The organism is Vibrio orientalis CIP 102891 = ATCC 33934 (genome assembly GCF_000176235.1).
GTDB classification, from domain to species: Bacteria; Pseudomonadota; Gammaproteobacteria; order Enterobacterales; family Vibrionaceae; genus Vibrio; species Vibrio orientalis.
On the sequence record NZ_ACZV01000005.1, the window covers coordinates 2,027,464 to 2,052,454 of the forward strand.

Annotated in this window: 21 protein-coding genes and 1 other annotated feature; of the genes, 10 read left to right on the forward strand and 11 right to left on the reverse strand. The window is 45.9% G+C overall.

What is annotated here, in order from left to right; translation table 11 throughout:
• The first annotated feature begins 273 nt into the window (after positions 1-273).
• The 4 genes from mtnN to VIA_RS19935 all read left to right on the forward strand — a co-directional run bounded on the left by mtnN (position 274) and on the right by VIA_RS19935 (position 3,465).
• The gene (mtnN, locus tag VIA_RS19920; RefSeq protein ID WP_004415551.1) at positions 274-969 is read left to right on the forward strand and encodes a 5'-methylthioadenosine/S-adenosylhomocysteine nucleosidase; all 696 of its coding nucleotides are present in this window, start codon (positions 274-276) and stop codon (positions 967-969) included.
• 26 nt (positions 970-995) lie between these two features.
• Positions 996-1,949, forward strand: coding sequence for a cobalamin biosynthesis family protein (locus tag VIA_RS19925; RefSeq protein ID WP_004415553.1), 954 nt, complete (start codon positions 996-998; stop codon positions 1,947-1,949).
• Positions 1,950-2,771 (forward strand): vitamin B12 ABC transporter substrate-binding protein BtuF, encoded by an 822-nt coding sequence (gene btuF, locus VIA_RS19930; RefSeq protein ID WP_004415556.1) that lies wholly within the window; start codon positions 1,950-1,952, stop codon positions 2,769-2,771.
• A gap of 73 nt (positions 2,772-2,844) precedes the next feature.
• Positions 2,845-3,465 (forward strand): TRIC cation channel family protein, encoded by a 621-nt coding sequence (locus tag VIA_RS19935; RefSeq protein WP_004415560.1) that lies wholly within the window; start codon positions 2,845-2,847, stop codon positions 3,463-3,465.
• A gap of 217 nt (positions 3,466-3,682) precedes the next feature.
• Here the strand turns inward: VIA_RS19935 and thrC are convergent, their stop codons facing one another.
• Genes thrC through thrA form a run of 3 tightly spaced genes read right to left on the reverse strand, consistent with a single transcriptional unit; the run spans position 3,683 to position 8,395 of the window.
• A complete protein-coding gene (gene thrC, locus VIA_RS19940; RefSeq protein WP_004415562.1) occupies positions 3,683-4,966 on the reverse strand; it encodes a threonine synthase in 1,284 nt (427 codons plus the stop codon).
• Positions 4,963-5,919, reverse strand: coding sequence for a homoserine kinase (gene thrB / locus VIA_RS19945; RefSeq protein ID WP_004416890.1), 957 nt, complete (start codon positions 5,917-5,919; stop codon positions 4,963-4,965). Before thrB ends, thrC begins: the two co-directional genes overlap by 4 nt.
• Positions 5,920-5,935: 16 nt before the next feature.
• The gene (gene thrA, locus VIA_RS19950) at positions 5,936-8,395 is read right to left on the reverse strand and encodes a bifunctional aspartate kinase/homoserine dehydrogenase I (RefSeq protein WP_004416893.1); all 2,460 of its coding nucleotides are present in this window, start codon (positions 8,393-8,395) and stop codon (positions 5,936-5,938) included.
• A 29-nt stretch (positions 8,396-8,424) separates the two neighbouring features.
• Positions 8,425-8,545 (reverse strand) — a sequence feature (Thr leader region).
• Positions 8,546-8,823: 278 nt separating this feature from the next.
• On the opposite strand from thrA, the gene VIA_RS19955 reads away from it, so the two are divergent.
• Positions 8,824-9,285 (forward strand): hypothetical protein, encoded by a 462-nt coding sequence (locus VIA_RS19955; protein ID WP_004415567.1) that lies wholly within the window; start codon positions 8,824-8,826, stop codon positions 9,283-9,285.
• On the opposite strand, the gene VIA_RS19960 is transcribed toward VIA_RS19955, so the two are convergent.
• Both VIA_RS19960 and VIA_RS19965 read right to left on the reverse strand, forming a co-directional pair.
• Positions 9,282-9,767, reverse strand: coding sequence for a putative 4-hydroxy-4-methyl-2-oxoglutarate aldolase (locus VIA_RS19960; RefSeq protein ID WP_004415568.1), 486 nt, complete (start codon positions 9,765-9,767; stop codon positions 9,282-9,284). The two genes, VIA_RS19955 and VIA_RS19960, sit on opposite strands and share 4 nt — an antisense overlap.
• 27 nt (positions 9,768-9,794) lie before the next feature.
• Complete coding sequence (locus VIA_RS19965; RefSeq protein ID WP_004415570.1) at positions 9,795-10,181, reverse strand: DUF3293 domain-containing protein; 387 nt, start codon at positions 10,179-10,181, stop codon at positions 9,795-9,797.
• 328 nt (positions 10,182-10,509) lie between these two features.
• Between VIA_RS19965 and arcA the strand changes: the two genes are divergently transcribed.
• A complete protein-coding gene (gene arcA, locus VIA_RS19970; RefSeq protein WP_004415571.1) occupies positions 10,510-11,226 on the forward strand; it encodes a two-component system response regulator ArcA in 717 nt (238 codons plus the stop codon).
• Between the two features lie 124 nt (positions 11,227-11,350).
• On the opposite strand, the gene hldE is transcribed toward arcA, so the two are convergent.
• The 3 genes from hldE to VIA_RS19985 form a co-directional block, all read right to left on the reverse strand.
• Entirely contained in the window at positions 11,351-12,781 is a 1,431-nt protein-coding gene (gene hldE / locus VIA_RS19975) for a bifunctional D-glycero-beta-D-manno-heptose-7-phosphate kinase/D-glycero-beta-D-manno-heptose 1-phosphate adenylyltransferase HldE (protein ID WP_004415573.1), read from the reverse strand.
• 52 nt (positions 12,782-12,833) lie between these two features.
• On the reverse strand, positions 12,834-15,674 hold the full coding sequence (gene glnE / locus VIA_RS19980; RefSeq protein ID WP_004415574.1) for a bifunctional [glutamate--ammonia ligase]-adenylyl-L-tyrosine phosphorylase/[glutamate--ammonia-ligase] adenylyltransferase: 2,841 nt from the start codon (positions 15,672-15,674) through the stop codon (positions 12,834-12,836).
• A gap of 118 nt (positions 15,675-15,792) precedes the next feature.
• Positions 15,793-17,049 (reverse strand): methyl-accepting chemotaxis protein, encoded by a 1,257-nt coding sequence (locus VIA_RS19985; protein WP_004415576.1) that lies wholly within the window; start codon positions 17,047-17,049, stop codon positions 15,793-15,795.
• Positions 17,050-17,160: 111 nt separating this feature from the next.
• On the opposite strand from VIA_RS19985, the gene VIA_RS19990 reads away from it, so the two are divergent.
• The gene (locus VIA_RS19990; RefSeq protein WP_004415578.1) at positions 17,161-17,931 is read left to right on the forward strand and encodes a potassium channel family protein; all 771 of its coding nucleotides are present in this window, start codon (positions 17,161-17,163) and stop codon (positions 17,929-17,931) included.
• A 25-nt stretch (positions 17,932-17,956) separates the two neighbouring features.
• Here the strand turns inward: VIA_RS19990 and VIA_RS19995 are convergent, their stop codons facing one another.
• Positions 17,957-19,474, reverse strand: a complete 1,518-nt coding sequence (locus tag VIA_RS19995; protein ID WP_004415579.1) for a CYTH and CHAD domain-containing protein — start codon at positions 19,472-19,474, stop codon at positions 17,957-17,959.
• A gap of 206 nt (positions 19,475-19,680) precedes the next feature.
• On the opposite strand from VIA_RS19995, the gene VIA_RS20000 reads away from it, so the two are divergent.
• The 3 genes from VIA_RS20000 (at position 19,681) to VIA_RS20010 (ending at position 22,544) form a co-directional block, all read left to right on the forward strand.
• Positions 19,681-20,361, forward strand: coding sequence for a TIGR00153 family protein (locus VIA_RS20000; protein ID WP_004417364.1), 681 nt, complete (start codon positions 19,681-19,683; stop codon positions 20,359-20,361).
• A gap of 131 nt (positions 20,362-20,492) precedes the next feature.
• Positions 20,493-21,752: an inorganic phosphate transporter gene (locus tag VIA_RS20005; RefSeq protein WP_004415583.1), complete on the forward strand. Its 1,260-nt coding sequence runs from the start codon at positions 20,493-20,495 to the stop codon at positions 21,750-21,752.
• A 180-nt stretch (positions 21,753-21,932) separates the two neighbouring features.
• A complete protein-coding gene (locus VIA_RS20010; RefSeq protein WP_004415584.1) occupies positions 21,933-22,544 on the forward strand; it encodes a TIGR04211 family SH3 domain-containing protein in 612 nt (203 codons plus the stop codon).
• Positions 22,545-22,613: 69 nt separating this feature from the next.
• On the opposite strand, the gene VIA_RS20015 is transcribed toward VIA_RS20010, so the two are convergent.
• Together VIA_RS20015 and VIA_RS20020 are read right to left on the reverse strand one after the other, a co-directional pair.
• On the reverse strand, positions 22,614-23,369 hold the full coding sequence (locus VIA_RS20015) for a general secretion pathway protein GspB (RefSeq protein WP_004415585.1): 756 nt from the start codon (positions 23,367-23,369) through the stop codon (positions 22,614-22,616).
• The gene (locus VIA_RS20020; RefSeq protein WP_004415587.1) at positions 23,362-24,984 is read right to left on the reverse strand and encodes an ExeA family protein; all 1,623 of its coding nucleotides are present in this window, start codon (positions 24,982-24,984) and stop codon (positions 23,362-23,364) included. Before VIA_RS20020 ends, VIA_RS20015 begins: the two co-directional genes overlap by 8 nt.
• Between the last annotated feature and the right edge of the window lie 7 nt (positions 24,985-24,991).

The following is a 24,991-nucleotide window of genomic DNA, read 5'->3' on the forward strand; positions in this document are numbered from 1 at the left end:
TCAGCCGACACGAGGAGCGCGAATTATATGGGATGTCTAGAAGTTAAGCAATAGGTTCTTTGAGAAAGAAGCAAAGGGCGAGAGTCGAGTGAGTTGAAGACCTCTTTAAGCGAGTCGAAGACTTTAAGAGGTTCCCTACTCGCTCCTTCGTCACTCTATGGAATGATACCTCTCAACTCCGAATACAGTAGCTTTTCTGCGTTCCCGCATCCAAATCTTTTCTGTTACACTTAGGCCAATAAAACCTACCTATTTGAATAAACAGGATTCTCTATGAAAATCGGCATCATTGGTGCAATGGAGCAAGAAGTTTCCATTCTTAAACAAGCAATTGAAAACCGTGAAGAAGTTAGCAAAGCGGGCTGTACTTACTTCTCAGGTCAGATCAACGGTGTTGAGGTTGTTTTGCTTCAGTCAGGTATTGGTAAAGTAGCAGCAGCGGTTGGTACAACAATTCTACTGGATGAGTATCAGCCTGATGTAGTCATCAACACTGGCTCTGCAGGCGGCTTTGATTCAAGCCTAAACGTGGGTGATGTGGTTATCTCAACAGAAGTTCGTCACCACGATGCAGACGTGACTGCATTTGGCTATGAAATTGGTCAAATGGCTCAGCAGCCAGCGGCATTCATCGCAGATGAAAAGTTAATGGATGTGGCAGAGAAAGCACTAGAGCAAATGAAAGACACACATGCTGTACGTGGCCTAATTTGTACTGGCGATGCCTTCATTGCAAGCGCAGAGCGCCAAGCATTCATTCGCCACAACTTCCCTTCAGTCGTTGCGGTCGAGATGGAAGCGTCAGCCATTGCTCAAACTTGTCACCAATTCAAAGTCCCATTTGTTGTCGTACGCGCTATATCTGACGTGGCAGATAAAGAAGCTGGCATGAGCTTCGATGAGTTCCTACCGCTAGCAGCGAAGAGCTCATCAGAAATGGTGGTTAAAATGGTTGAGCTGCTTAAATAAGCCTTAAAAGGAAAACAAGCGATATCATGGAAGATATATTCAATCATTTTTACGCCAATGGAGCGCTCCTAGTACTATGGGGCGCTCTGTTGTTTCACCTCATTCTTCCTTTTCCCCGCGAAGCGCACCCAGCAATACTTTGGCACAAATTTGCCGAGCAACTGGCAGATAAAGTTAATAACAACAGCAACTACTCGCAAAGTATCATTTCAGGCACTTTAGCTTGGCTATTAATGCTACTACCGATGCTAATCGTTCTGATCGCGCTCAAGCCACTAGTGTGGCAGCCTCAACTGTTTGAGTTGGCTTTTCTCTTACTCGCCATCGACTGGCGCAACACCGATAAGTTCACCGCTCAATTTGTCGCAGCGTTAGCTCGTGAAGATAAAGAGCACGCTAAGATGTTGATTAAACCCATCGTCAACCGCACTACCTCTTCGCTTTCATTGCTCGGACTCGGTAAAGCGGGGTCAGAAACGCTGATCATGTCTTACGGTCGCAATGTGGTTGGGGTGCTGTTTTGGTACGCCATCGCTGGAGGCATCGGAGCATTTTTGTATCGAATGAGTGTTGAACTGGCCCGAGCTTGGTCTCCATCAAGACAACAATTTTCCCCATTCGGTATTCCTGCGGTACGTGCCGTCGCCGTACTTGATTTTATCCCGATGCGCCTGTTTGCCATTATGATTGCCATTGGTCACCGAGCGAAAGAGACCGCGCAGCTTATTTCACAACAAGCGAAATCTTGGCCTCTTCCGGGGCCAGCATGGTTACTGGTTTCTGTTGGTGCGAAGTTGGAACTCTCTTTAGGTGGTCCAGCAATCTATAACAAACACAAAGCGGTCAGAGCCAAGCTAGGCGGACGCATTGCCCCATCCGCCATTCATGTTGCCCAAGTTCAGAAGCTACTCGCTTGGCGTATGTTCGCTTGGATTGCAATTCAAAGTCTTATCATGGGCCTCGTTTATCAAGGATTTTAAATGCGACGCTACCTTTTCGCTTTAACGACTCTCGCTATTTCAACCGCTCATGCAACCACTGTTGAAAAGGTGATTAGCCTTGCTCCCCATGCAACGGAAATAGCCTTCGCTGCCGGACTTGGCGATAAACTGGTCGCGGTCAGTGAGCGCAGTGACTACCCCGAGCAAGCAAAGAACATCGAGAAAGTATCTAACTATCAAGGAATCAAAATAGAGCGCATCATCGCGCTTCAACCTGATTTAATCATTGCTTGGCCATCTGGTAACCCGATGGGAGAGCTGAAAAAGCTCGAGCAGTTCGGCTTTGACATATACTACTCGCAGACCAACTCGCTTGCAGATATTGCGAATAATATTGAACAGCTCAGCCAATACTCAGACGACCCAAGTGTGGGTAAACAAGCGGCAAACGACTTCAGGCAGAGCCTAAAAGAGTTAAAAGCCAAATATCATACTGATGTTCCTGTACGCTACTTCTATCAATTGAGCGAGCAGCCGATTATCACACTCGCTAAAGGAAAGTGGCCGAGTGAAGTGTTTAGCTTCTGTGGTGGCGAAAACATTTTTGAGCATAGTGCTGCCCCTTACCCTCAAGTCGGCATGGAGCAAGTCATCATCCAAAACCCTGATGTTATCTTCACCTCGGAGCATGCCATCGAAAATGGTAATATGTGGCAAAAGTGGAATCAGCAACTATCAGCAGTACAAAATGGCTATATGTGGTCGCTCAACTCAGACTGGATTAACCGCCCTACTCCGCGAACACTTAACGCGATTGAGCAAGTTTGTGAGCATTTCGAGACCACAAGGGAAAAACGCTAACGTTTAACTACAAGATCTCGTACAATTCCTCCTCACTTCTTGTTCCCATATTTTAGTAAGAGATTTTAGTAACATGGACTCCATGCTGCTTTACGTTATCGATTTGTTCGGTACGGCAATTTTTGCCGTTTCAGGTGTCCTGCTTGCAGGTCGATTAAAAATGGACCCGTTTGGGGTTGCTGTATTAGGCAGTGTGACCGCCATTGGTGGTGGCACCATTCGTGATATGGCGTTAGGGGCAACCCCCGTCTTTTGGATCACCGACACCAACTATCTTTGGACAATCCTCATCACTTGCTTGCTAACAATGATTGTTGTTAGACGACCAAAGCGTCTTGCTTGGTGGATCCTGCCAGTTTGTGATGCGATTGGCTTAGCGGTCTTCGTCGGCATCGGTGTAGAGAAAACCATGGCTTACCAAGATTCTGCATTAGTTGCGATAATTATGGGCGTGATTACTGGCTGTGGAGGCGGCATCATCCGTGATGTTCTCGCACGGGAAGTGCCGATGGTGCTGAGAAGTGAAGTCTACGCGACTGCCTGTATCATTGGCGGCGTATTCCATACCACTGCATTAGCGATGGGTTGTGACAGTGATACTGCATTCTTGGCAGGTGTGTTCTCAACGTTACTGATTCGCCTTGGTGCCATTCGTTGGCACTTATCGCTGCCCACTTTTGCATTGAATCGTTAATTGAAAATATTGGCTTTGATTGTCATTCCTTAGAACGAAGTATGAGTGAGTAAGGAATCTCTATACCCAATTCGACTTGCTTTAATAGATCCCCAACTCGTTCGTTCCTCACTCTGGAGGATGACAGTGGTAAGGCAAGGAATGACTATTAGGTAATAACCTACAGAAACAAAAAAAGGTCACCGAAGTGACCTTTTTACTATCCAAGCTACGCAGATTACTTCTGCACTCGACGTAACACTTCTTTCAGTAAGTCGAAGTCATTAGCTAGGTCTTCAGAAAGCAACTCCATCGCGGCATGCTTAGCAAGCGGGGCTGGTAAGTCAATATCTGAGCCTAGAATCTCATCAACCACTTCTTTGAACTTCGCTGGGTGCGCGGTACATAGGAACAGACCTGTTTCACCCTCTTGTAGCTGTTCATCAAGTAAGCGGTATGCAATCGCGCCATGCGGCTCACATAGGTAACCTTGCGCTTTAAGGTCACGGACCGACTCAGCACTTTGCTCGTCAGAGACTTTACCTTTGCCTAGTGTATCTAAGCCCCACTCTTTCAGCTGGCATAGCTCTTCAATACGCGGCCAGTTATTTGGTTGGCTCACATCCATCGCGTTCGACGTTGTTGCAACGGTTGGCTTTGGATCCCACTGACCTGTTTCTAGGTAGCGAGGCACAGTGTCATTTTCATTCGTTGCCGCGATAAAGCGTTTAACAGGTAACCCCAGAGCTTTAGCTAGCAAGCCTGCCGTTAAGTTACCGAAGTTGCCACTTGGTACCGAAACGACCAGATTTTCACGCTCTTGTTTGCTCAGCTGAGAAGCGGCTTCAAAGTAGTAACAAATCTGCGCCATTAGACGTGAGATGTTGATTGAGTTTGCTGAGTTAAGGCCGATCTCTTCACGTAGCGCGGCATCATCAAATGCTTGCTTCACTAACGCCTGACACGCATCAAAGTCGCCATCAATCGCAACCGTGTGGATGTTTTTACCTAGTGTGCAGAATAGCTTTTCTTGCAGCGGGCTAATTTTGCCTTTCGGATATAGAATAACAACATTGATGTCTTCCATACCATAGAACGCATGGGCAACTGCCGCGCCAGTATCACCTGACGTTGCCGTTAAGATAGTGATTTTACCGCCGTCAGAAACGGCCGCTAAAGACTGAGCCATAAAACGGCCACCAAAGTCTTTAAACGCCAGTGTAGGACCGTGGAATAGCTCTAACGCGTAAACGCCATCTTTAACCTTGTTAATTGGTGCAGGGAATTGGAACGCTGCATCAACCATTGAATTTACTTGTTCTTCCGCGAGTTCATCGCCAATCATTGCTGATAAGATTTTGGTACTACGTGAAACAAAATCTTCTGCTAACAGCGCATCGATATCATCAAACTTAGGCAGTTCTTGTGGGAAAAATAGACCTTGATTACGGCCTAGACCTTGGCGAACGGCTTGGCCAAAGGAAACTTGTTCGTCATTTTCTTTAATGTTGTACAGCTTCATAGCTCACTTCCTGTTACGTTCGAACCTTGCTTGTTCAGGTGACAAACATGGACGAATCCTTCTTCATTTTGTACGTAGTTTTGTTCGAGCCAACGAGCTACACGCTCAGCGACATCTTTATCTTTACAAATACTAAATAGTGTTGGGCCGCTACCAGAAATGCCGGTAGCTAAAGCGCCTGCGGTCGCCGCATACTGACGAGCATCAGCGAACCCCGGTAGCAGTTTCGCACGATACGGTTCAGCGATCACGTCTTTGATCATTTTTGCCGCGAGCTCTGGCTGATTCGAATGACACGCATGAATAAAGCCCGCTAAATGACGACCATGAGCAATGATATCCTGTCGACGGTACTGAGATGGTAGGATCTCTCTTGCTTCAGCCGTCGAAACTTTGATACCAGGGTAAGCCATTACCCAATACCAATCATCAAAACACGGCACTTCTTGGCTGATAATGCCTAGCTCTTCTAGCATCAATTGCACGCCGCCTAAGTAACACGGTGCAACGTTGTCATAATGCACACCACCTGAGATCTGCCCTTCCATTTCACCCATCAGGGCCAGAAGCTCAGTCTCGTCAAGGGGTTCACCATGGAAGCGGTTTAACGCATCTAATGCTGCGACGATTGAACAGGCACTTGAACCAAGACCAGAACCGATAGGCATGTTTTTCTCAAGCGTCATTTCAAGCGGAAGTAGTGCTTCCCCTTTCTTTTCTAATTCACGAGCAAAAACACGCCAACAGTCATAGACGATGTTCTCTTTTGGGTTTTCTGGCAGCTTTGCGACAAAGCTGCCCGCGGTTTTGAGCGAAAAAGGCTCATTGCCTGCCTTCACTTGAACTCGGTCACCAAGTAAAGTGCCATCAACTGGTGACACTGCGGCCCCCAGCACATCAAAACCTACACTGACATTTCCGATTGATGCTGGAGCGTAAACCACTACATCCATACCACGACTCATATGTTTATACTCCTAGCTTCCAACCTAATGTACGCATCACGTCTGAGAAGACACCTGCTGCCGTTACCTCTGTACCTGCCCCGTAACCACGCAGAACTAGCGGGATTGGTTGGTAGTAGCGGCTAAAGAATGCCAGCGCGTTTTCGCCGTCTTTAATCTTGAACATAGGATCGTTTTCATCAACCGCAGCAACACTCACTCGGCATTGACCATCAACGATTTCACCGACATAACGCAGTACTTTGCCTTCTTCTGCCGCTTTCGCTGATTGCTCTTTAAAATAGGCATCCGCTTCAGGGAGACGAGCCATAAACTCTTCAATGCTGCCGGAATCATCAAAGCCCGGTGGCAGCGCTTGGTCAACAATTACATCTTCAAGCTCTAAGTTCATGCCCGCTTCACGCGCAAGGATCAGCAGTTTACGCGCTACATCCATACCGGATAGATCATCACGAGGATCGGGTTCAGTAAAACCGTTGTCTTTGGCAATATTCGTCGCTTGGCTCAGTGTCATACCTTCATCAAGCTTACCGAAGATATAAGAGAGTGAGCCCGATAAGATACCTGTAAAACGCTCTAACTCATCACCCGCTGAGATGAGGTTTTGAAGGTTTTCGATAACCGGCAGACCTGCACCTACCGTCGTTTCATACATAAGTTTACGACGAGAACTACGGGCAACATCACGCAACTGGTGATAGTACGCCATGCTCGCAGTATTGGCTTTCTTGTTTGGCGTAACGACGTGGAAACCGGCCGCTAAGAAGTCCGCATATTGGTTAGCAATGACTTCGCTTGACGTACAGTCAACCAATACCGGGTTAATGATGTGGTTGCGTTGAACCAAAGAGATGAGACGCGCTAGGCTGAACTCTTCCGATGCGTCGTTCATGCGATCGCGCCAATGGTCTAAAGGCAGACCTTCGCTATCAAGCAACAAGCCTTTACTATTCGCTAGGCCACAAACACGCAGCACAATGCCTTTCTCTGCCAGTTTCGCTTGTTGACGCTGGATCTGATCGACCAGCTCACCGCCAACACCGCCCACACCAACAACGAACACATCGAGGAAATGTTTCGAGTTGAATAGGTTCTCGTGACACGCTTTAATCGCTTCAGAAATCTTATCTTCTGGGATAACCGCAGAGATAGCACGCTCTGATGAGCCTTGAGCAATCGCAACAATGTTAACGTTCACTTCTGCAAGTGATGAGAAGAACTGCGAAGCAACGCCGCGAGAAGTACGCATACCATCACCAACAAGAGTTACGATGGCAACATCGCTGATAAACTCTACAGGCTCTAGTAGACCGTCTTTCAATTCCAGTTCAAATGTGTCCGATAGCGCTTGCTCTGCTAGGGCTTTGTCTTGCGCTTCAATACAGAAACTGATGCTGTATTCAGATGATGATTGAGTGATCAGTACAATGGATACGCCTGCTGATGACATCGCGCCGAATACGCGGCTCGCCATGCCTACCATGCCTTTCATTCCCGGACCAGAGACATTGACCATCGTCAGATCACTTAGAGTCGTGATGCCTTTGATCGCTAACTTATCTTCACCAGTATCTTGACCAATCAACGTACCCGCACCTTGAGGGTTAAAGCTATTCTTGATTAAGCAAGGGATGTGGAACTGGGCAATAGGCGCGATGGTTTTAGGGTGCAGAACGGATGCACCAAAGTAAGAAAGCTCCATCGCTTCTTGGTAGCTCAACGATTTTAGTAGACGTGCATCGTCAACAAGGCGTGGGTCACAGTTGTAAACACCATCAACGTCTGTCCAGATTTCGCAGCAATCAGCACGTAGACAAGCTGCCAGAACAGCTGCTGAATAATCAGAACCATTACGACCAAGCGTAACCAACTCACCATTTTCGTTACCCGCAGTAAAGCCCGGCATGATATTGACGTGACCTTGAGGTAGAGGGTTTTGACGGAAGTTCTGAGTCGACACTTCAACATCAACCATCGCCTCTAAGTGCTCTCCACGAGCAAATAGGTATTGAACAGGGTCGATTAAGCTTGCCGCTTGGCCTTTTGCTTCTAAAACCGCTTTCATTAGCTGAATTGAAACGCGCTCACCTTTACTAATAATGCGAGCGTTGACATTGTCTGGGCACATTCCAAGTAGGTTGATACCATGAACAAACTGACGCAGTTGAGTCAGCGAGGTCTTAACCTGGTTGTCATAGCCACTGCCATCAAGGTTAGGCAGCACTTGCTTAATATCTTGGAATAAATCGCGGAAAGAATCTTCTAGCTCTGCGATTTGCAGCTCTGCTTCACCATTCTTCAGTGCACCGTCAATCACTGAGACTAACTTGTTTGTGGTTTTTCCTGGTGCAGAAAGCACCACCGCCACTTCTTCTTGCTGGGCATTATTAGCAATGATATCTGCTGCTCGTAAAAAACGGTCAGCATCCGCTAATGATGAACCTCCAAACTTTAAAACTCGCATCCCTTCCTCCAAAATGTTTTAAATCGGCATAAAAAAAGGCCTGTATCTTGTTGGATACAGGCCTTTTTTTTGAATTTGTTTCGCTTAGCAGCCTGCCCCAACAATTGCGATGTCGGTAATAATAATGGTTGTGGTCATTACTAGGCTTTGATGCTGCATACTATATTTATCTTCACGATGTGTTTGCTTACCCATACGTTTAACCTATTTTTCATCCTTGCGTCAATGAAAAGTTACTATTTTTTGTTCACACTTAGTGTTACTCGCATTCACAATTAAAACTTAGGTAACAATTTAATTTAACCAAGTAATGAAACTATAAGCACATATCATAATAACTAATTGCTATATAAAAGTTGCTACTAGTTCATTCGTTTTATGCTTTAATTACAAACGCAGTGGACGAAAAACAAGCAAGGGAGCGGCCAATGAAAATAATATTAAGCCTGTCAGCGCTTGCTTTCGCCTGTCCATTACTTGCCACGGAGCTTCCTCCATTACCTTCTCAACAAAGTACCTCACCACATAAGATCTTTTTATCTAGTGAAAATGATCAACGCGATTTCGATTCTTGGAAAGTAGACGGCGGTTACTCATACAATGTTTTCGATCGCATCGACCTTTATGTCGGCGCTCGTTTAAACAATAGCGATAAGATCAACGAAACAGGCTTCTTAAGTGGTGTTAGCTACCAAGTGACGCCAAGAGTATCGGTACAAAGCATGCTGCACTCATCGAGTGAAGAAAGCATTGAGGAAGGGAAAGAAAAACGCCTTTCAGCTGAAGTATCAAGCCGCCTGAAGTTAACGGAAAACTTGGATATTCATGCCACTCTCGATTATCAAGAATGGCAAAAAGGCGTTGAGGTCGGTTTAGGCTTTCGCTTTTAGCTCCAGTCTAAAAGCTCGGTTGACATTAATACACCATTCCAATCGGCGTAAATGTAATCCCCTGGCTGAATCATTTGATTGTGGATAGTAAGAGTCACATTGATTTCTCCTACCCCACGCTTCTCTGTCTTAAACGGGTTAGTCCCAAGTGCTTTGATTCCGAGCTCCATTTCTGACATGGCAGCCACGTCTCTTACCGCACCATTCACAATGACACCTTCCCAATTATTATCGATAGCCAGAATAGCAAGTTGGTCACCCAATAACGCCCTTTGACACGAACCATGGCCATCAACAACCAACACTTTCCCAGTGCCATCTTGGCTGAGCATTTCGCGAACTTTAGAGTTATCGTGATAACAACGTACCGTTACGATTTCACCGTAAAACGCGAGCTTGCGTCCAAAACTATGCAGAGGTAGCGCTAGCAGCGTCACTTTATCTTCATGCTTGTCACAAATATCAGGTGTAATATCTTTCATTTTTCCTCCATGAGCTTCTTAAATCCATTATCTACATCGATCTTGCCATCTCCCTAGCAAGACCTTGTTTTGTTCTTCTAAACAAGAGACCAGAAACAACCACTCTCCTTCTACGTAATAAATCGCATTTTGGTGGTACTTTTGGCCTAAAACTAGCGCTTTATCGAGGCTAATATCGACAGCAAAGCTTGCCTCACACCAACTAAAGTTCTCATCGCCAACCAGTACACTGCTATAACAAGTATGGTCTATTTCTTGCGCTAAGTGTTGATTATTTAGGTCATTATCAATTTCAGACAAGCAAACGCTTCTCGGGTTCCAAGCGGTAATAATGGCAAAAGTGGCACTCCGAGGCTGCGCAGAAAAACTGAAGTAGGGGTCACAATAGGCTTGCCATAGTTCAGCCTCTATCATGATAGCCTCCAATTGATTTACATTTAGTAGATACTATTAATATTTGTTACATTCCAACTCTTGATATAAATCAACAAAGTGATTGGAATTAGGACTTCTACGTTGTTAGCATGCTGTTAACATTATAAAATCCGCCTCAAAGACTAATGGGATACTGAGGAATTTGGACCTCAAGTGTAGAAAGTAAGCACCATGGATGGCGGGCGATCAAAGAGAGTGTAATTTTACAGGCTTTGGTTTATTATCAACATCACATTACCTGTATGTTATGTTTTTGCCTAGAATTTATTCTATTAGCACAAATTTTTCACAAGTTTAGGTACCGCCAATGCAAACCCCGCACATTCTTATTGTTGAAGATGAGCAAGTAACTCGTAACACTCTAAAGAGTATTTTTGAAGCAGAGGGATACGCTGTTTTCGAAGCCAGTGACGGTGAAGAGATGCACCAGGTGCTGTCTGACAACCAAGTTAACTTGGTTATTATGGACATCAACCTACCGGGCAAGAATGGTCTACTGCTCGCTCGCGAACTGCGTGAGCAAGCAAATGTTGCGCTAATGTTCTTAACAGGCCGTGATAACGAAGTTGATAAGATTCTTGGTCTAGAGATCGGTGCAGATGATTACATCACTAAGCCGTTTAACCCACGTGAATTAACTATCCGTGCTCGCAACCTACTTAACCGCTCGATGAATTCAAGCGTAGTAAGTGAAGAGAAACGTAGCGTTGAGAAGTACGTATTTAACGGTTGGGTGCTAGATATCAATAGCCGCTCGCTAGTTAGCCCAAGCGGTGACGGTTACAAGCTGCCACGCTCTGAGTTCCGTGCCCTACTTCACTTCTGTGAAAACCCAGGCAAGATCCAGACTCGTGCAGATCTACTGAAGAAAATGACTGGACGTGAGCTTAAGCCACACGATCGTACAGTAGACGTTACAATCCGTCGCATTCGTAAGCACTTTGAATCAGTTTCTGGCACACCAGAAATCATTGCAACGATTCACGGTGAAGGCTACCGCTTCTGTGGTGACCTAGAAGAATAAGTGGCATAGAAGAGTAATTCACTCTTTCTCAAAAAATGGAGCCGCTTGGCTCCATTTTTTATATCTAGATTTCAGATACAAAAATGGCCGCTAATCAGCGACCATTTATATTGATTAACTCGGGTTAGCCTCGGCCACCTTTAATCGCATCGATGATTTCAGTGGTTGAACAGCCATCTTCGAAGTTAAGTACTTCCACTTTACCACCGTTGGCAATCACTTCTTTACCACCCGCAATCTCTTCCGGTTTGTAATCACCACCTTTCACGAGTAAGTCTGGCAATACTTCAGAAATCAGACGTTGTGGCGTATCTTCACCAAATGGCACCACCCAATCAACCGCACCTAAACCAGCCAGAACGGCCATACGGCGATCTGTTGGGTTTACTGGACGACCAGGTCCTTTAAGACGCTTAACCGACTCATCAGTGTTAACCGCTACAATCAGGCGGTCACCAAGCTGAGCAGCATGGTTCAGGTAAGAAACGTGACCAGCATGCAAAATATCGAAGCAGCCATTGGTCATGACCACTTTTTCGCCTTTTGCTTGAGCCTTTTTCACTGCCTCAATCAGAGCTTGCTCGCCAATCACACCAAAATCAGTGTCTTGGCTACCATGAACCGCTTCTGCCAGTTCGATGGTTGATAGCGTTGAAGTACCAAGCTTACCAACAACAATGCCTGCTGCTGCGTTTGCGAGCGCACATGCTTCATCAAGCGGCTTACCTGCCGCTACAGAAGCTGCAAGTACAGAGATAACTGTATCACCGGCACCTGTGACATCGTAGACTTCTTTCGCTTGAGTCGGCAGATGGAACGGCTCTTGACCACGACGCAGTAACGTCATGCCATGCTCACTACGAGTCACAAGCAGCGCTTCAAAGTCAAACTCTTCGATCAGAGCGAGACCTTTCTCTGCTAGCTCTTCATCTGACTTTATCTTACCCACCACCAGCTCAAACTCAGCCATGTTCGGCGTCAGTAGCGTAGCACCACGGTAGCGTTCAAAGTCCGCACCTTTAGGGTCAATAAACACAGGAACATTCGCTGAACGTGCTTTTTGAATAAACTTTTGTACGTGCTCTAGCGCACCCTTTGCATAATCAGATAACACCACTGATTTCACTTTTGGTAGCGCTTGCTCCATACGATCAAGGATCAATTCAGCATCCACATTCTCAAACTTATCTTCGAAGTCTAAGCGAATCAGTTGCTGACCACGGCTCATCACACGTAATTTAGTAATGGTTGGATAATTTGGTAATCCAACAAAATCACATTTTACTTTTAGTGCAGAAAGCGTTTCATTGAGCGCTTTGGCCGGTTCATCTATCCCTGTTAAACCAACAATATGAGCGTGACCACCAAGCGAGGCAATATTCATTGCAACGTTAGCAGCACCACCAGGACGCTCTTCATTATTCTCTACTTTGACTACAGGCACAGGCGCTTCAGGTGAAATGCGACCAGTTGGGCCATACCAGTAACGATCAAGCATCACGTCACCGATGATAAGCACACCAGAATCACTGTAGTTAGGTAGGATTGGCTTCATTGTGGATCTCCAAATTCTAATTCGGGCAAGAGTTTAGCATAAAGGTTCAGCGTTATTCTAACCACTCGTGCCATAGTTTCATCACAAGCTCACGCTCGCAGACAAATTTGTCTTCCGCCACATCCGCATCAAGGTTGAGTAAGTTGCGGTGGTGGATTTGATCGCGCATGCTGGTATAGGCATGAGTCAGCGCCACCGCGGCATCCTCTTCCATAATTCCTTGCGCCATCATAGATTCAAAAATACGTACATTGTCACTCCAACGAGTCAATTTAGGCTTTTCATGACTATGACGTAGTACCAGGTATTGCGCTAAAAACTCAACGTCGGTGATACCACCTGGGTCTTGTTTGAGCATAAACCGCCCGCTCTTCTTGCCACCCAAATGGTCGCGCATTTTTACTCGCATTTCGGAAACGTCTTTAACCAATTTAGCTTCATCGCGCGCTAAAGTAAGTATTTCATGACGCGTCTTAGCAAAAGCTTGCTGTAAAAGTTCATCACCAAAAATCATTCGCGCGCGAACCAGAGCTTGATGCTCCCAAGTCCAAGCATCTTGACGTTGATACTCATCAAAGGCGTCCGTTGGACTAACCAATAATCCTGACGCCCCTGATGGACGTAAGCGAGTGTCTACCTCATAGAGAATGCCAGATGCCGTGCGAGTAGAGAAAATATGGATAATGCGCTGAGCGAGTCTCAAGTAGAACTGGCGCGCATCGATCTCTTTTTTACCATCAGTGTAGGAGTGAACTGGGCTATCATGCATAAACACAATGTCCAAGTCTGAATTGTAGCCAAGCTCCCAACCACCAACTTTGCCATAGCCGATAACGGCAAAACCTTTGCCTTCGCGGTCTTTTAGGTGAGAAGGAACGCCAAATTTCTCCGTCATTTGTAACCACGCCTGACCGACTACAGACTCAACGATGGCCTCAGCCAGATAGGTTAAGTGATCACTCACTTTCATTACTGGCAAGACACCAGCAATGTCGGCTGCCGCAATACGTAAGATACATATCTGCTTAAACTGACGCAGCGCTTCCATTTGCTGCTCCATATCATCTTCAGGAATACGGGCGAGGAAGTCTCTCAACTCACTTTGATAACTTTCTAGAGGGATAGGATTATAAAGCTGCAGTGGGTCAATCAGTTCATCAAGCAAAATCGGGTAACGGCCAAGTTGCTCTGAAATCATCGGACTCGCGGTACATAGGCGAACCAGTTGAATCAACGCCGCTTGATGCTCATCGAGCAATTCTAGATACGTAGTCCGCGTGACGATTCGATGCAGTAAATGCAGCACTCGCGGCAAACCAAACTGAGCATCTTTATGGGTATAAATCGCAGAGAAGATTTTCGGCATCAGTCTGTTCAGCACTTCTCGACCGCGTGGTCCGAGCGTCTTCTTAGCTAAGTCTTTCTTAAACTGAATGATGGTTTCAGCCATTTGCTGCGATTGTTCAGCTTGAATGTCGGTTTCTAGGATTTGTTCAAGCACATCTTGTTTAGCCGCCATGTCCCACAGTTCAACAAAATGTTTAGCGATATCTTGCTGCTCTTCTTCATCGTCACCAATTAGCTCACCAAATACCGCATGCACATTGGCCATATGAGTTTGGACATCGGCAATCAGTTGCTCCCATTGCTGATAGCCCATCGCTACGGCAAGTTGTAATTGCTCGGTTTCACATTCAGGTAATGTTTGCGTTTGCTTGTCGGCCATCGCTTGCAGTAAGTTTTCTAGTCGACGTAAGAACTTATAAGCTTGACGCAAGTGCTCCGTCTCTTGTGCCGTGAGCTGTTCTAACTCTTCAATCGCATCAATGGTTTCAAGCAGCCCTCTTTGACGCAAGCTTGGCTCACGACCACCACGGATCAACTGAAACACCTGAGCGATAAATTCAATTTCGCGAATCCCACCCGCGCCAAGTTTAATGTTGTTACTTAACCCTCGGCGGCGGACTTCACTACTGATCATTGATTTCATGCGGCGCAGAGATTGAATCGCACTAAAATCGATGTAGCGGCGGAAAACAAATGGGCGCAGCATTTGACGCAGCTCTTGGTACTCTGGGTACATTTCACTCCCCATGACACGCGCTTTGATCATTGCGTAGCGTTCCCAGTCACGCCCTTGCTCTTGGTAGTAATCTTCCAGTGCCGCATAGCTCATCACCAAAGGGCCACTATCACCAAAAGGACGTAAACGCATATCAACCCGATAACAGAAGCCATCAAAAGTGTGTTGGTCGAGCGCTTTGATAACTCGTTGGCCTAAACGGGTAAAAAACTGAGCATTGGCAATACTGCGACGTGCCCCTTCTGTTTCACCATTTTCTGGGTAGGTAAAAATCAAATCGATATCAGAAGAGAAGTTAAGTTCCCCACCGCCTAACTTGCCCATACCGATAATCAACATTGGCTGCGCTTCTCCAGCCGCATTGGTCGGGGTCCCCCACTGCTCGCAACAAACTTTGTATTGCCATTGATAGGTTTCAAAGATCATCGCTTCAGCGAGCTGAGAAAGGTGGGCCAGACTCTCTTCTAAGGTCCAAGTCGCAGCAAAATCACGCCACGCAATGTAGACCATTTCTCGGTTACGAAACTGGCGTAACACTCGATGGCCTTGCATTTCATCGCTGCATGCTGCCAATTGCTCTGCCAAACGCTCGCGGTAACTTTCACAGCGTGACTCTGATATCAGCATCTCTGGTAGCAACTGTTGCAGGCGTTCGTCACTCGATAATGTGTCGGCAACAAACTTACTTAAACCCGCAATATAACGCAGCTGTTGCAGCGTTGATTCAGACCAGTGAGAGAGCGCGTCAGATTCAAAAAGTGATTCTAGTGCGGCATGAGATATGGGAGCGAGCTGCTGGGGCAATTGCATGATTCTTCCTTGTTTCGATAAGCCTTTGAAAGGTTATGGACTATTTATACCAGACTTAAACCAATAAAAAACGCCCACTGTTAAGCAGCGGGCGTTTAATGGTAACTGGTTAGCAAAATTAGACTCTAAATGACGTAATCTTCTTGTCTAACTCTTCAGCATTTTGCTGCATGATTTCTGAGGTTTCCAACAGCTCTGATACCACCGTTACTGACGCTTCAACCAACTCACGTACATTGGTTAAGTTTTGGTTCATCTCTTCTGCAACGCTACTTTGCTGGCCAGCTGCCGTCGCAATTTGGAAGTTCATGTCGTTGATCTGGTTAACCTGACCAACAATGCCGTCTAACTCACTGCCTGCATTAGTCACAAGATCAACGCCTTCTGCCGCTTCAACCACACTTTTTTCCATCAGCTCTACTGCTGAATTCGCACTGGTTTGCAGCTTAGTGATCATATCTTGAATTTCAACTGTTGCCTGCTGAGTGCGTTGAGCTAGGTTACGAACCTCGTCAGCAACCACAGCAAAACCGCGACCTGCTTCACCAGCACGTGCTGCTTCAATCGCTGCGTTTAATGCAAGTAAGTTAGTTTGCTCAGAAATACCTTGGATGGTACCGACAACACTGCCAATCGAGCCAACACTGTCTTCCACTTCATTGACCGCTTGGGCTGAGGCAGAAATATCTTTCGATAATTCACTGATTTTTCGCACCGTATCTTGGACAAAACGTTGACCTGTCGATGCTTGCGTTGATGCCTGCTCTGTTAACGTTGAGGCATTTTGCGCATGGTCAGCGACCGTTTGTACTGTAGAGGTCATTTCACTCATCGCAGTGGCAAGCTGATCAATCTCATTGAACTCTTCTTGAGCGGACTCTTTGGTCTCAGACATACTCAAGGTCATTACTTCCGTCAGACCAGCAAGCTCTTGAGAAGCATCGACTTGCAGCTTGATCATCTCTTGTAATTGCACACGCGTCTTTTCAAGCTCACGAGCAACATCGCCGTACTCATCCTTACACATCATTTCGATCGGCACAGAGAGATCTTTCTCCGCCATGGTTTTGATGGAATCACTCAGATATTGAGTCTGGCGAAGCATAACTCGCGCAGCAAACATTAGCAGTACAACAAAGACCACAATTAGCAATCCTGTTTGCCAAGCTACTTGGACTAAGTAAGCTTCATAATGCTCTTGAGCAACCTCCGCACTTTGCGTCGCTGCCAATAAAGCATCGTAAAAAGTGCTCGCATCCCACAACTGCTTTGAGATGATCAGCAAGGTACTGAACACCATTAGCATCACCATTTTTGGGACTAAGCGAATATCCGTGATCACTCGCTCCCATGGTTTAAATGCCAGTTTGGTCATTGTTACTTCTCCACTAAGTCTTATATATTGAGTGTTCCTGAATCCAATCAGGTCACTTAAGCTCTACTACCTCTGAGATTCAAGGTATCCGTTATTTATTTCGAGCCTCGTATGAAAAAGAATAATATCAAAGACGACACTAAGCCGATGAGCTTGCTGTCACTAATCTTGTCATTTATGGCGCTATTTGTGATCTCAGGCTTACTGTTTTTCCCTTTACGCCCAGAAACTCGACAAGTCCTTATCGGCTTAGACTTCATAATCTGTAGCATATTTATACTCCAGTTAGGCATAGATTTGATCCGCGCTACAGATCGGGTGCAATTTATGAAACGTCACTGGATAGACTTTCTAGCGAGTTTGCCGATGATCGAGCCACTGCGTTACGCACGTTTGTTTTCAATTTTGCGCGTGATCTTGGTCATTCGCTCGAGCCGCAGTGTGATTAGACAACTATTAAAGAATAAGCACGAAACCACATTGGCTTCGATCTTACTGCTGATGGTGATCCTACTAACTGCAGGGTCAAGCATAATGCTATTTCTCGAAGGTCAATCACCTAATGCCAATATTCAAGATGGCGGTGATGCGATGTGGTGGGCGCTGGTAACAATCTCTACCGTCGGTTACGGTGACCACTACCCAGTAACAGACGCGGGGCGAATCCTTGCGGCGGGGCTAATCATCTGTGGTGTGGGTCTGTTCGGTATGATCTCGGGATTGGTCACTTCAATGATTACCTCACCATCGAAAATACAAACGACTCGTTCTGAGAATAAAGAACGCCTGCTGCTAGAGTTAGTTGAAAAACAGGATGAGATCATAAAACGCTTAGATCGACTAGAAAGACAAAAAGAGACCAATACAAAACGGGAGCCCTAAGGCTCCCGTTTTCATTCACTGACTGTTAGTCCTGCCAATAAGGTTCCGCTTCAATACAGATAACGCGAGTTTGCTCCATTGCATGAAGAATGGAGCTCTCTTGGCGCGCTAACCAACGTTCAAGCTGTTCGCGCTCTTCACCTTGTAGCTTTTCTACTAAAGGAGCGAGTGTTTTTAGCTTCAGTAGGTCATCAGTCCCATGGAGTAAGTCACTCCAAGGTAAACGGAAGCTATCACGTTCATCAAAATCATACAGGCTGGCAAAACTCACACCCGTGAATAGATTGCGCATCAAGCGGTATTGCTGCTCAATGTAATCTTGGCTAGTTAAGTTACGCTCTGGCGGGAAGGCTTCCATCAACTCTGCCCAAGTTCTATCGAGTTGCTGTACAGAAAAGTGTTCAACGTTGAGTGCCATTTTTTCACGCGATTTCTCGTCCAAAAACGGTTGCCAACCACGAGTTAAAATCCAACGACTCAAGTCTAGCAATAGCCCGGTGTAACGAGACGAGTTGAGTAGTTCTAGAATTTGCTCTCGGCTTGGTAGCCGCTCTTCAATCTGCTTCAGTTCAATGACAAGGAACTTACGTGCATCTAACTTGCGCAGCGCATGGCCTTTATCATCAAGCAGGTCTTCTAAATACTCATAGTCATTCAACCATTCAAGATCTTGCTCTAGCCATTTCAGCTCTTGACGTAAAATCGCACTGGCTCGACGCGGCACCACGCCACCGTACACAGTTAAAATCTGGCGAATGTAGCTAATTGAGTGCTTGATTTCGTGTAGTGCTTCAATCGAATCGCGTTCAGAGTAGATCTGCTCATGGTAATGCCAATGAGAAAGTGCATGCTCTAAAGAGTTAATCAAGCAAGACTCAACGCTATCTCTTCTTTTAGTATCAACTAAAGCGAGCGGTTTCACTTTATCACCGGTATAGCCCATCGCCAGTCGGTACCCTTTCGCCGCTTTACTTAAGTTACCAAGGCGCATACCACCCTGCTCACAGAAAAGACGCGCTAAGGTAAACAGAGCATCGGTTTGCCCAGATTTAAGCTCCAGCTCCACCTCACAAATAGGGTCTTCCTGACCATTGGCTTCGACTTTACCTTGATCAAAAGCCACTTCAACCTGGCTACCATCTGGCATACCAATCAGCCACTGTTCACGAGTAAAGTTAGTCGAGAAAAGGGGTTGCAGTTCCGATTGAAGAATCGCTATCTCTTTACCTTTCGGCCAGATATCTTCGGGATGCAACGTTAGGTCAGGCTCATTACCGTCATGCTCTGCGTTGTATTCAGGTCTTTGGTGCAAACCAGCAACAACGCGGCCTGCCGTCTTGACGGTCTGTACATAAACATCATCATAACGGCGAATACGCATGCCAATATCATGTTGGCGGAGCCAGTTATCCGGCGTATCAAAGTAGGTGTTACCAAGCTCTCGACAGCTATGCTGAAGTACTTTGGTTTCAGAAATTTTTTGACGTAAAGTCTCTGAAAAATCGGGAGAAACAAAAAACTTCAGTTCTATCTCGGTTTCCATAGTGTTACCTTTCAAAGCAGATAGAGACAGGATATTGCCTATTTTCTTACTCGGCAAGAAAGAAATATCGCCCCAATGATGATCTAAAACAGTTTTAATGAGTGATTTAATGGGTTAACATGCGCGCCTTTATAGCCATCGTTCAACATTTCGCCATGAAATGGTGTATGTTAGTTTTTAGGTTATATTAATTGGGTTGAATGACCATGCCAGTAAATACAATTATGGGGTTATTTGCAAAGTCCCCTATTAAACCTTTGCAGCGCCACGTTGTGTGTGTAAACGAATGTTGCTCGCACCTAGTTAACTTCTTTGAAGTAAGTTCAAAGGGTGACTGGGAGAAAGCATCTGAAATCCGTTCACAGATTTCTCACCTAGAGAAAGAAGCCGACGTATTAAAGCGCGAAATTCGTCTTAAACTTCCTCGTGGTTTGTTTATGCCTGTGGATCGTAGTGACATGTTGGAACTACTGACACAGCAAGACAAACTAGCAAACCTTGCAAAAGATATTGCTGGCCGTGTTTATGGCCGTCAATTGACTATCCCTGCACCTCTTCAAGAAAACTTTATCGCGTACGTAAAACGTTGCCTAGACGCAGCGGAGCAAGCGCAAAAAGTTATCAATGAGCTTGATGAGTTATTGGAAACTGGATTTAAAGGCCGTGAAGTAACACTTGTGGCTGAAATGATCCATCAACTGGATGTGATTGAGGACGACACAGACGCGATGCAGATTCAACTTCGCCAGCAACTAATGGCTATCGAAGCGGATCTAAGTCCTATTGATGTGATGTTCCTTTACAAAATTCTAGAGTGGGTAGGTGGTATTGCTGATCAGGCGCAACGTGTTGGTGCGCGTCTGGAAGTAATGTTGTCTCGCTCATAAAATAAGTTAACCAAATAACGAAGAGCATCTAACTAGTTCACACCCCTTATAGGCGCTAAATACTGACGCGCTGAAGGGGTTTTGTCGTGCTTAATTTTTGCTCCGCTTGTTATCAACAACTAGGTATTACGATGGATATCCTTGCGAACTACGGCACTGTCCTGATTCTTATTGCAGCCGCTTTTGGCTTTTTGATGGCGATTGGTATTGGTGCGAATGACGTAGCCAATGCGATGGGCACATCTGTAGGCTCAAAAGCACTAACAGTAAAACAAGCGATCATCATCGCGATGATCTTTGAATTTGCTGGTGCATATTTAGCAGGTGGTGAAGTAACCGACACTATCCGTAAAGGCGTAATTGAAACGTCCCTATTCGCTCATCAACCAGACGTTCTTGTCTTCGGTATGATGTCAGCTCTACTTGCAGCGGGTACATGGCTACTGCTTGCATCTTACATGGGCTGGCCGGTATCAACCACTCACTCAATCATCGGTGCAATCATCGGCTTTGCGTGTGTGTCTGTCGGTACTGAAGCGGTGGACTGGGCCTCAGTTCAAGGCATTGTAGGTAGCTGGATTATTACTCCTGTTATCTCAGGTTTCTTTGCTTACGTTATCTTTGTCAGCGCCCAGCGCCTGATCTTCGACACAGAGAAACCGCTATTTAACGCAAAGCGCTTTGTACCTGTTTACATGTTCATCACGACCATGGTTATCGCACTGGTAACAATTAAGAAAGGTCTTAAGCACGTTGGCCTTCACCTTTCTAATGGTGAAGCGTGGATGTGGGCAGCGGCTGTTTCTGCAATCGTAATGGTCGGTGGTTACCTATACATTCAGAAGAAATTCTCTAACCGCGAAGATGACCACGGTTTTGCCGGCGTTGAAGGTATCTTCAGCGTACTAATGGTTATCACGGCGTGTGCGATGGCATTTGCGCACGGCTCTAACGACGTAGCAAACGCGATTGGCCCTCTATCTGCTGTTGTATCAACCGTTGAGCACATGGGTGAAATCACCGGTAAGAGCACTATCGCTTGGTGGATTCTACCACTAGGTGGTTTTGGTATCGTTGTTGGTCTAGCAACCCTAGGTCATAAAGTAATGGCAACCGTAGGTACAGGTATTACTGAACTGACTCCTAGTCGTGGTTTTGCCGCTCAGCTAGCAACAGCATGTACGGTTGTATTGGCGTCAGGTACTGGTCTACCTATCTCAACAACGCAAACGCTTGTTGGTGCGGTACTAGGTGTTGGTTTTGCTCGTGGTATTGCGGCGCTAAACCTTGGCGTTGTACGTAACATCGTCGCATCTTGGATTGTAACTCTGCCTGCAGGTGCACTACTGGCAGTGGTATTCTTCTACGGAATCCAAGCAATGTTCTCTTAATAAATAATGACAGTGATATGTAAACTCACTGTCATTATTGGCTCAAAACCGCAGAAAGGGAGGCTTAGCCTCCCTTCTTTGTTGCAGTCAGATTAGAAACTACTTACTATTTGACCTTAGAAAAATTCAAGATTTGGGGTTGTGGCTTTCCCACCCTTTTAGACTGTTAAAGGATTTACCGTGAAAAAACTGGTTTGCTTAGTTTTAGCATCAATGCTAGCTGTACCTGCGGCATTCGCTCAAGACCGTTATATCTCAGATAAGCTATTTACTTACATGCACGCTGGCCCTAGTAATCAGTTCCGCATTATTGGTAGTGTAGATGCTGGTGATAAAGTGAAGCGTCTGACAAGCAATAAAGATACTGGATATACTCAAATTCAAGACGCTAAAGGCCGCAAAGGCTGGGTAGAAAGCCGCTTTGTTACCAATCAAGAAAGCATGGCACTACGCCTACCGAAGCTTGAAAAAGAGCTATCGGAAGTGAAAGCGAAGCTAGCTAATGCTCGTTCTAGTGCAGACCAAGAAAAAGCTGGACTGGTTGAATCTCTAGCAACACGCAACAATCAGATTAATGATTTAGAGCAAGGCTACAGCGAGATGAGCCAACAGCTATCAGCATCGCAAGAAGAGGTTCGTAAACTACGTGCTAAGCTAGATACGCAAAAAGATGATCTACTGCTGAAATACTTTATGTACGGCGGTGGTGTCGCAGGTATCGGCCTTCTATTTGGTCTGATTCTTCCACACATCGTGCCACGTAGAAAGCGCTCGCCATCCGGTTGGTCATAAGCCACTGACAAAGTTTAGAATGCAAAAAGGTCACCATAATGGTGACCTTTTTTATCTCTTGGCTATTCCCTAGCCCTGCCAATCATACAAAGCCGGAATCTCGATCTCCTCGCCCTTAAAACGCACTAAGCAGGAGCGCTGTTCAATCGCGACCAACTGCAGTTCATCATTAATCCAATCGCCCTGCCCATACTCTGTATCATTGATTTTCACCCAGCGCTTACTCTCCTTACTTGAGTAAACATGCGTCTGAAAGTTCAATGGTGGCAATTTTCCATACCACTGATGTGCATCCTGAGCTAAGTTGCTCACATCGCTACGTTGCTCATTAACTTTATTAGGCTGACTGGTTAACGCCGACTCAAAGCGCTGTGCAAGCTCTGGTGATAGCGCTGATAAATCGAGCCCTTTAAGCAAGTCATCACTTGGCATATCATTCGCACTTTCAGTCGCAGCGTTAAGGTCTGAGCTCGGCGGTTGCTCATAATACTCTTGCTCTGAATCACTCAGTACTACAGGCTCTTTATAGGTACTCTTTAACTCACCAAAACCTGCTACTCGCGTAGAAGTAAACTCAAACGGCACATCGACAACCGTCGTTTGGACTACATTGTCATCGAGCCACTGGGTTTTGTAGCTGGTGTAGGTTTGATATGCCATTCCCCCGGCAATAAGCAGTGGGGGTAGAGTTATCGAGACAATACATGCCAGTTTGTTTGTCGAACGTCGCCGTTGAGATGATACTTGCTGGCCATAGGGCTGCGTGGACTCAAAGGCTTTGTGGCGGCGCTGTGAATCTTCTAGAGCTTGCATCACTTTAGACATCTAATTTCTCCTCTAGACGCTCTAAGGTTGGCGCCTCGTGCTGAGATAACTCTTCGAGCAAGCGCAGAGTCTTTTTCCCTGCTATACCATCAACGGATAACCCTTGCCAACGTTGGAATAGCTCTACCTTACGTTTAACGTCTGAGTCAAAATATTCACTTACCGATTCTGGTTCGCCCAGTACTTGCGACAAAGCCTTGTCCAGTTGCGCTATCTCTTCGCCACTCATTCCTTGCTTTAATGTCTCACTCCAATAGCTTTGCCAGATATGACGATATTGTCCCTGCCAAATCGACGCAAGCCATTGACGGTCAAAGGTGACCAGTTGGCTGCCAATTAACAACTCAACTTGCTCCCCTGACACTGAGTACAAAATCGCAAAGCGTGGTTGTTCATCAATCTGTAAACTCAATAAGACTGGACGATTTGCTTGGACTAATTCATCTAAGCTCGCTTGGTCAAGCTGACAACGAAACAGCGCGTCATCATTGTTTAAGCACAGCTGATCAAGCACCGAAGCTCGGTAGCCCCATAGCTTGTACAAATCGGCTATCGCTGCTTCTTGATCAACCCCCTGGTTGAGAATCTTCTTTAACTCACTATTAAAGGTGATGTTTTGCTGTTCGATGTTTTCAACCAGAGGGTATTGCTGCTTGATTGATTGTTCCACCCAAGGCGTGAGCAATGAAGGTGTATACCAATAAGCCCCCACTGAAAGCAGTGTGCCAATAAGTAGTGAAGCAACCAGAGAGGTGTGGTTTGAAGCTTGTGTCGGCGTTCGCTCAGCGGCAAGCGGCACAGAACCCGTTTGGAAGCTCATCACGTCATCACAAGCTGATTGTACGGTTCCATTGGAAGGCTGAGCCTCACCTAAACTGTAGGCTTGCTTTAAACTCGCATCACAGACTAAGTTTATCAGCCGAGGAATACCACTGGTTTGGCGTGCAATGTACTTGATCGATTGAGTAGAAAATAACTCAGGCGAGCCACCAGCAAGAGTCAGGCGAAACTTAATATAGTCACGCGTTTCATCTTGGTTGAGCGGTAATAGATGGTAACGCCCTGTCATACGCTGAGCCAACTGCCTTAACTGCGGCATCTTGAGCTTTTGCTGGAGTTCTGGCTGACCAATCAAGAGTACTTTGAGAAGTTTATGGCTATCGGTTTCCAAATTAGTCAGTAAGCGCAGCTGCTCTAATACATCCGCTGATAGGTGCTGAGCCTCATCGATCACCAACAACGTTTGAATGCCATTGGCATGGTTTTCCAAAAGAAAGTGATGGATAGATTGATTGAGTTGCTTTAATGATGAGTTTGGCTCATAAGGTAAATCAAACTCATCACAAATCGCCTCGAGCAACTCAATATTGGAGAAAGTTGGATTAAGAATAAGCCCTGCGCGAGTCGTCTCTGCTAAAGTCTTCAATATGGATTTAGCAATGGTGGTTTTGCCGGTGCCAACCTCTCCGGTCAGCATAGCGAAGCCACCGCCTTCACCTAATCCAGCCTGTATTTGAAAGATGGCTTCTTTATGGCGACGACTCTGATATAGGAAACGAGAGTTAGGCACAATCGAAAATGGCAACTCTGTTAGTGAAAAATGTTGTTGATACATACTTCTC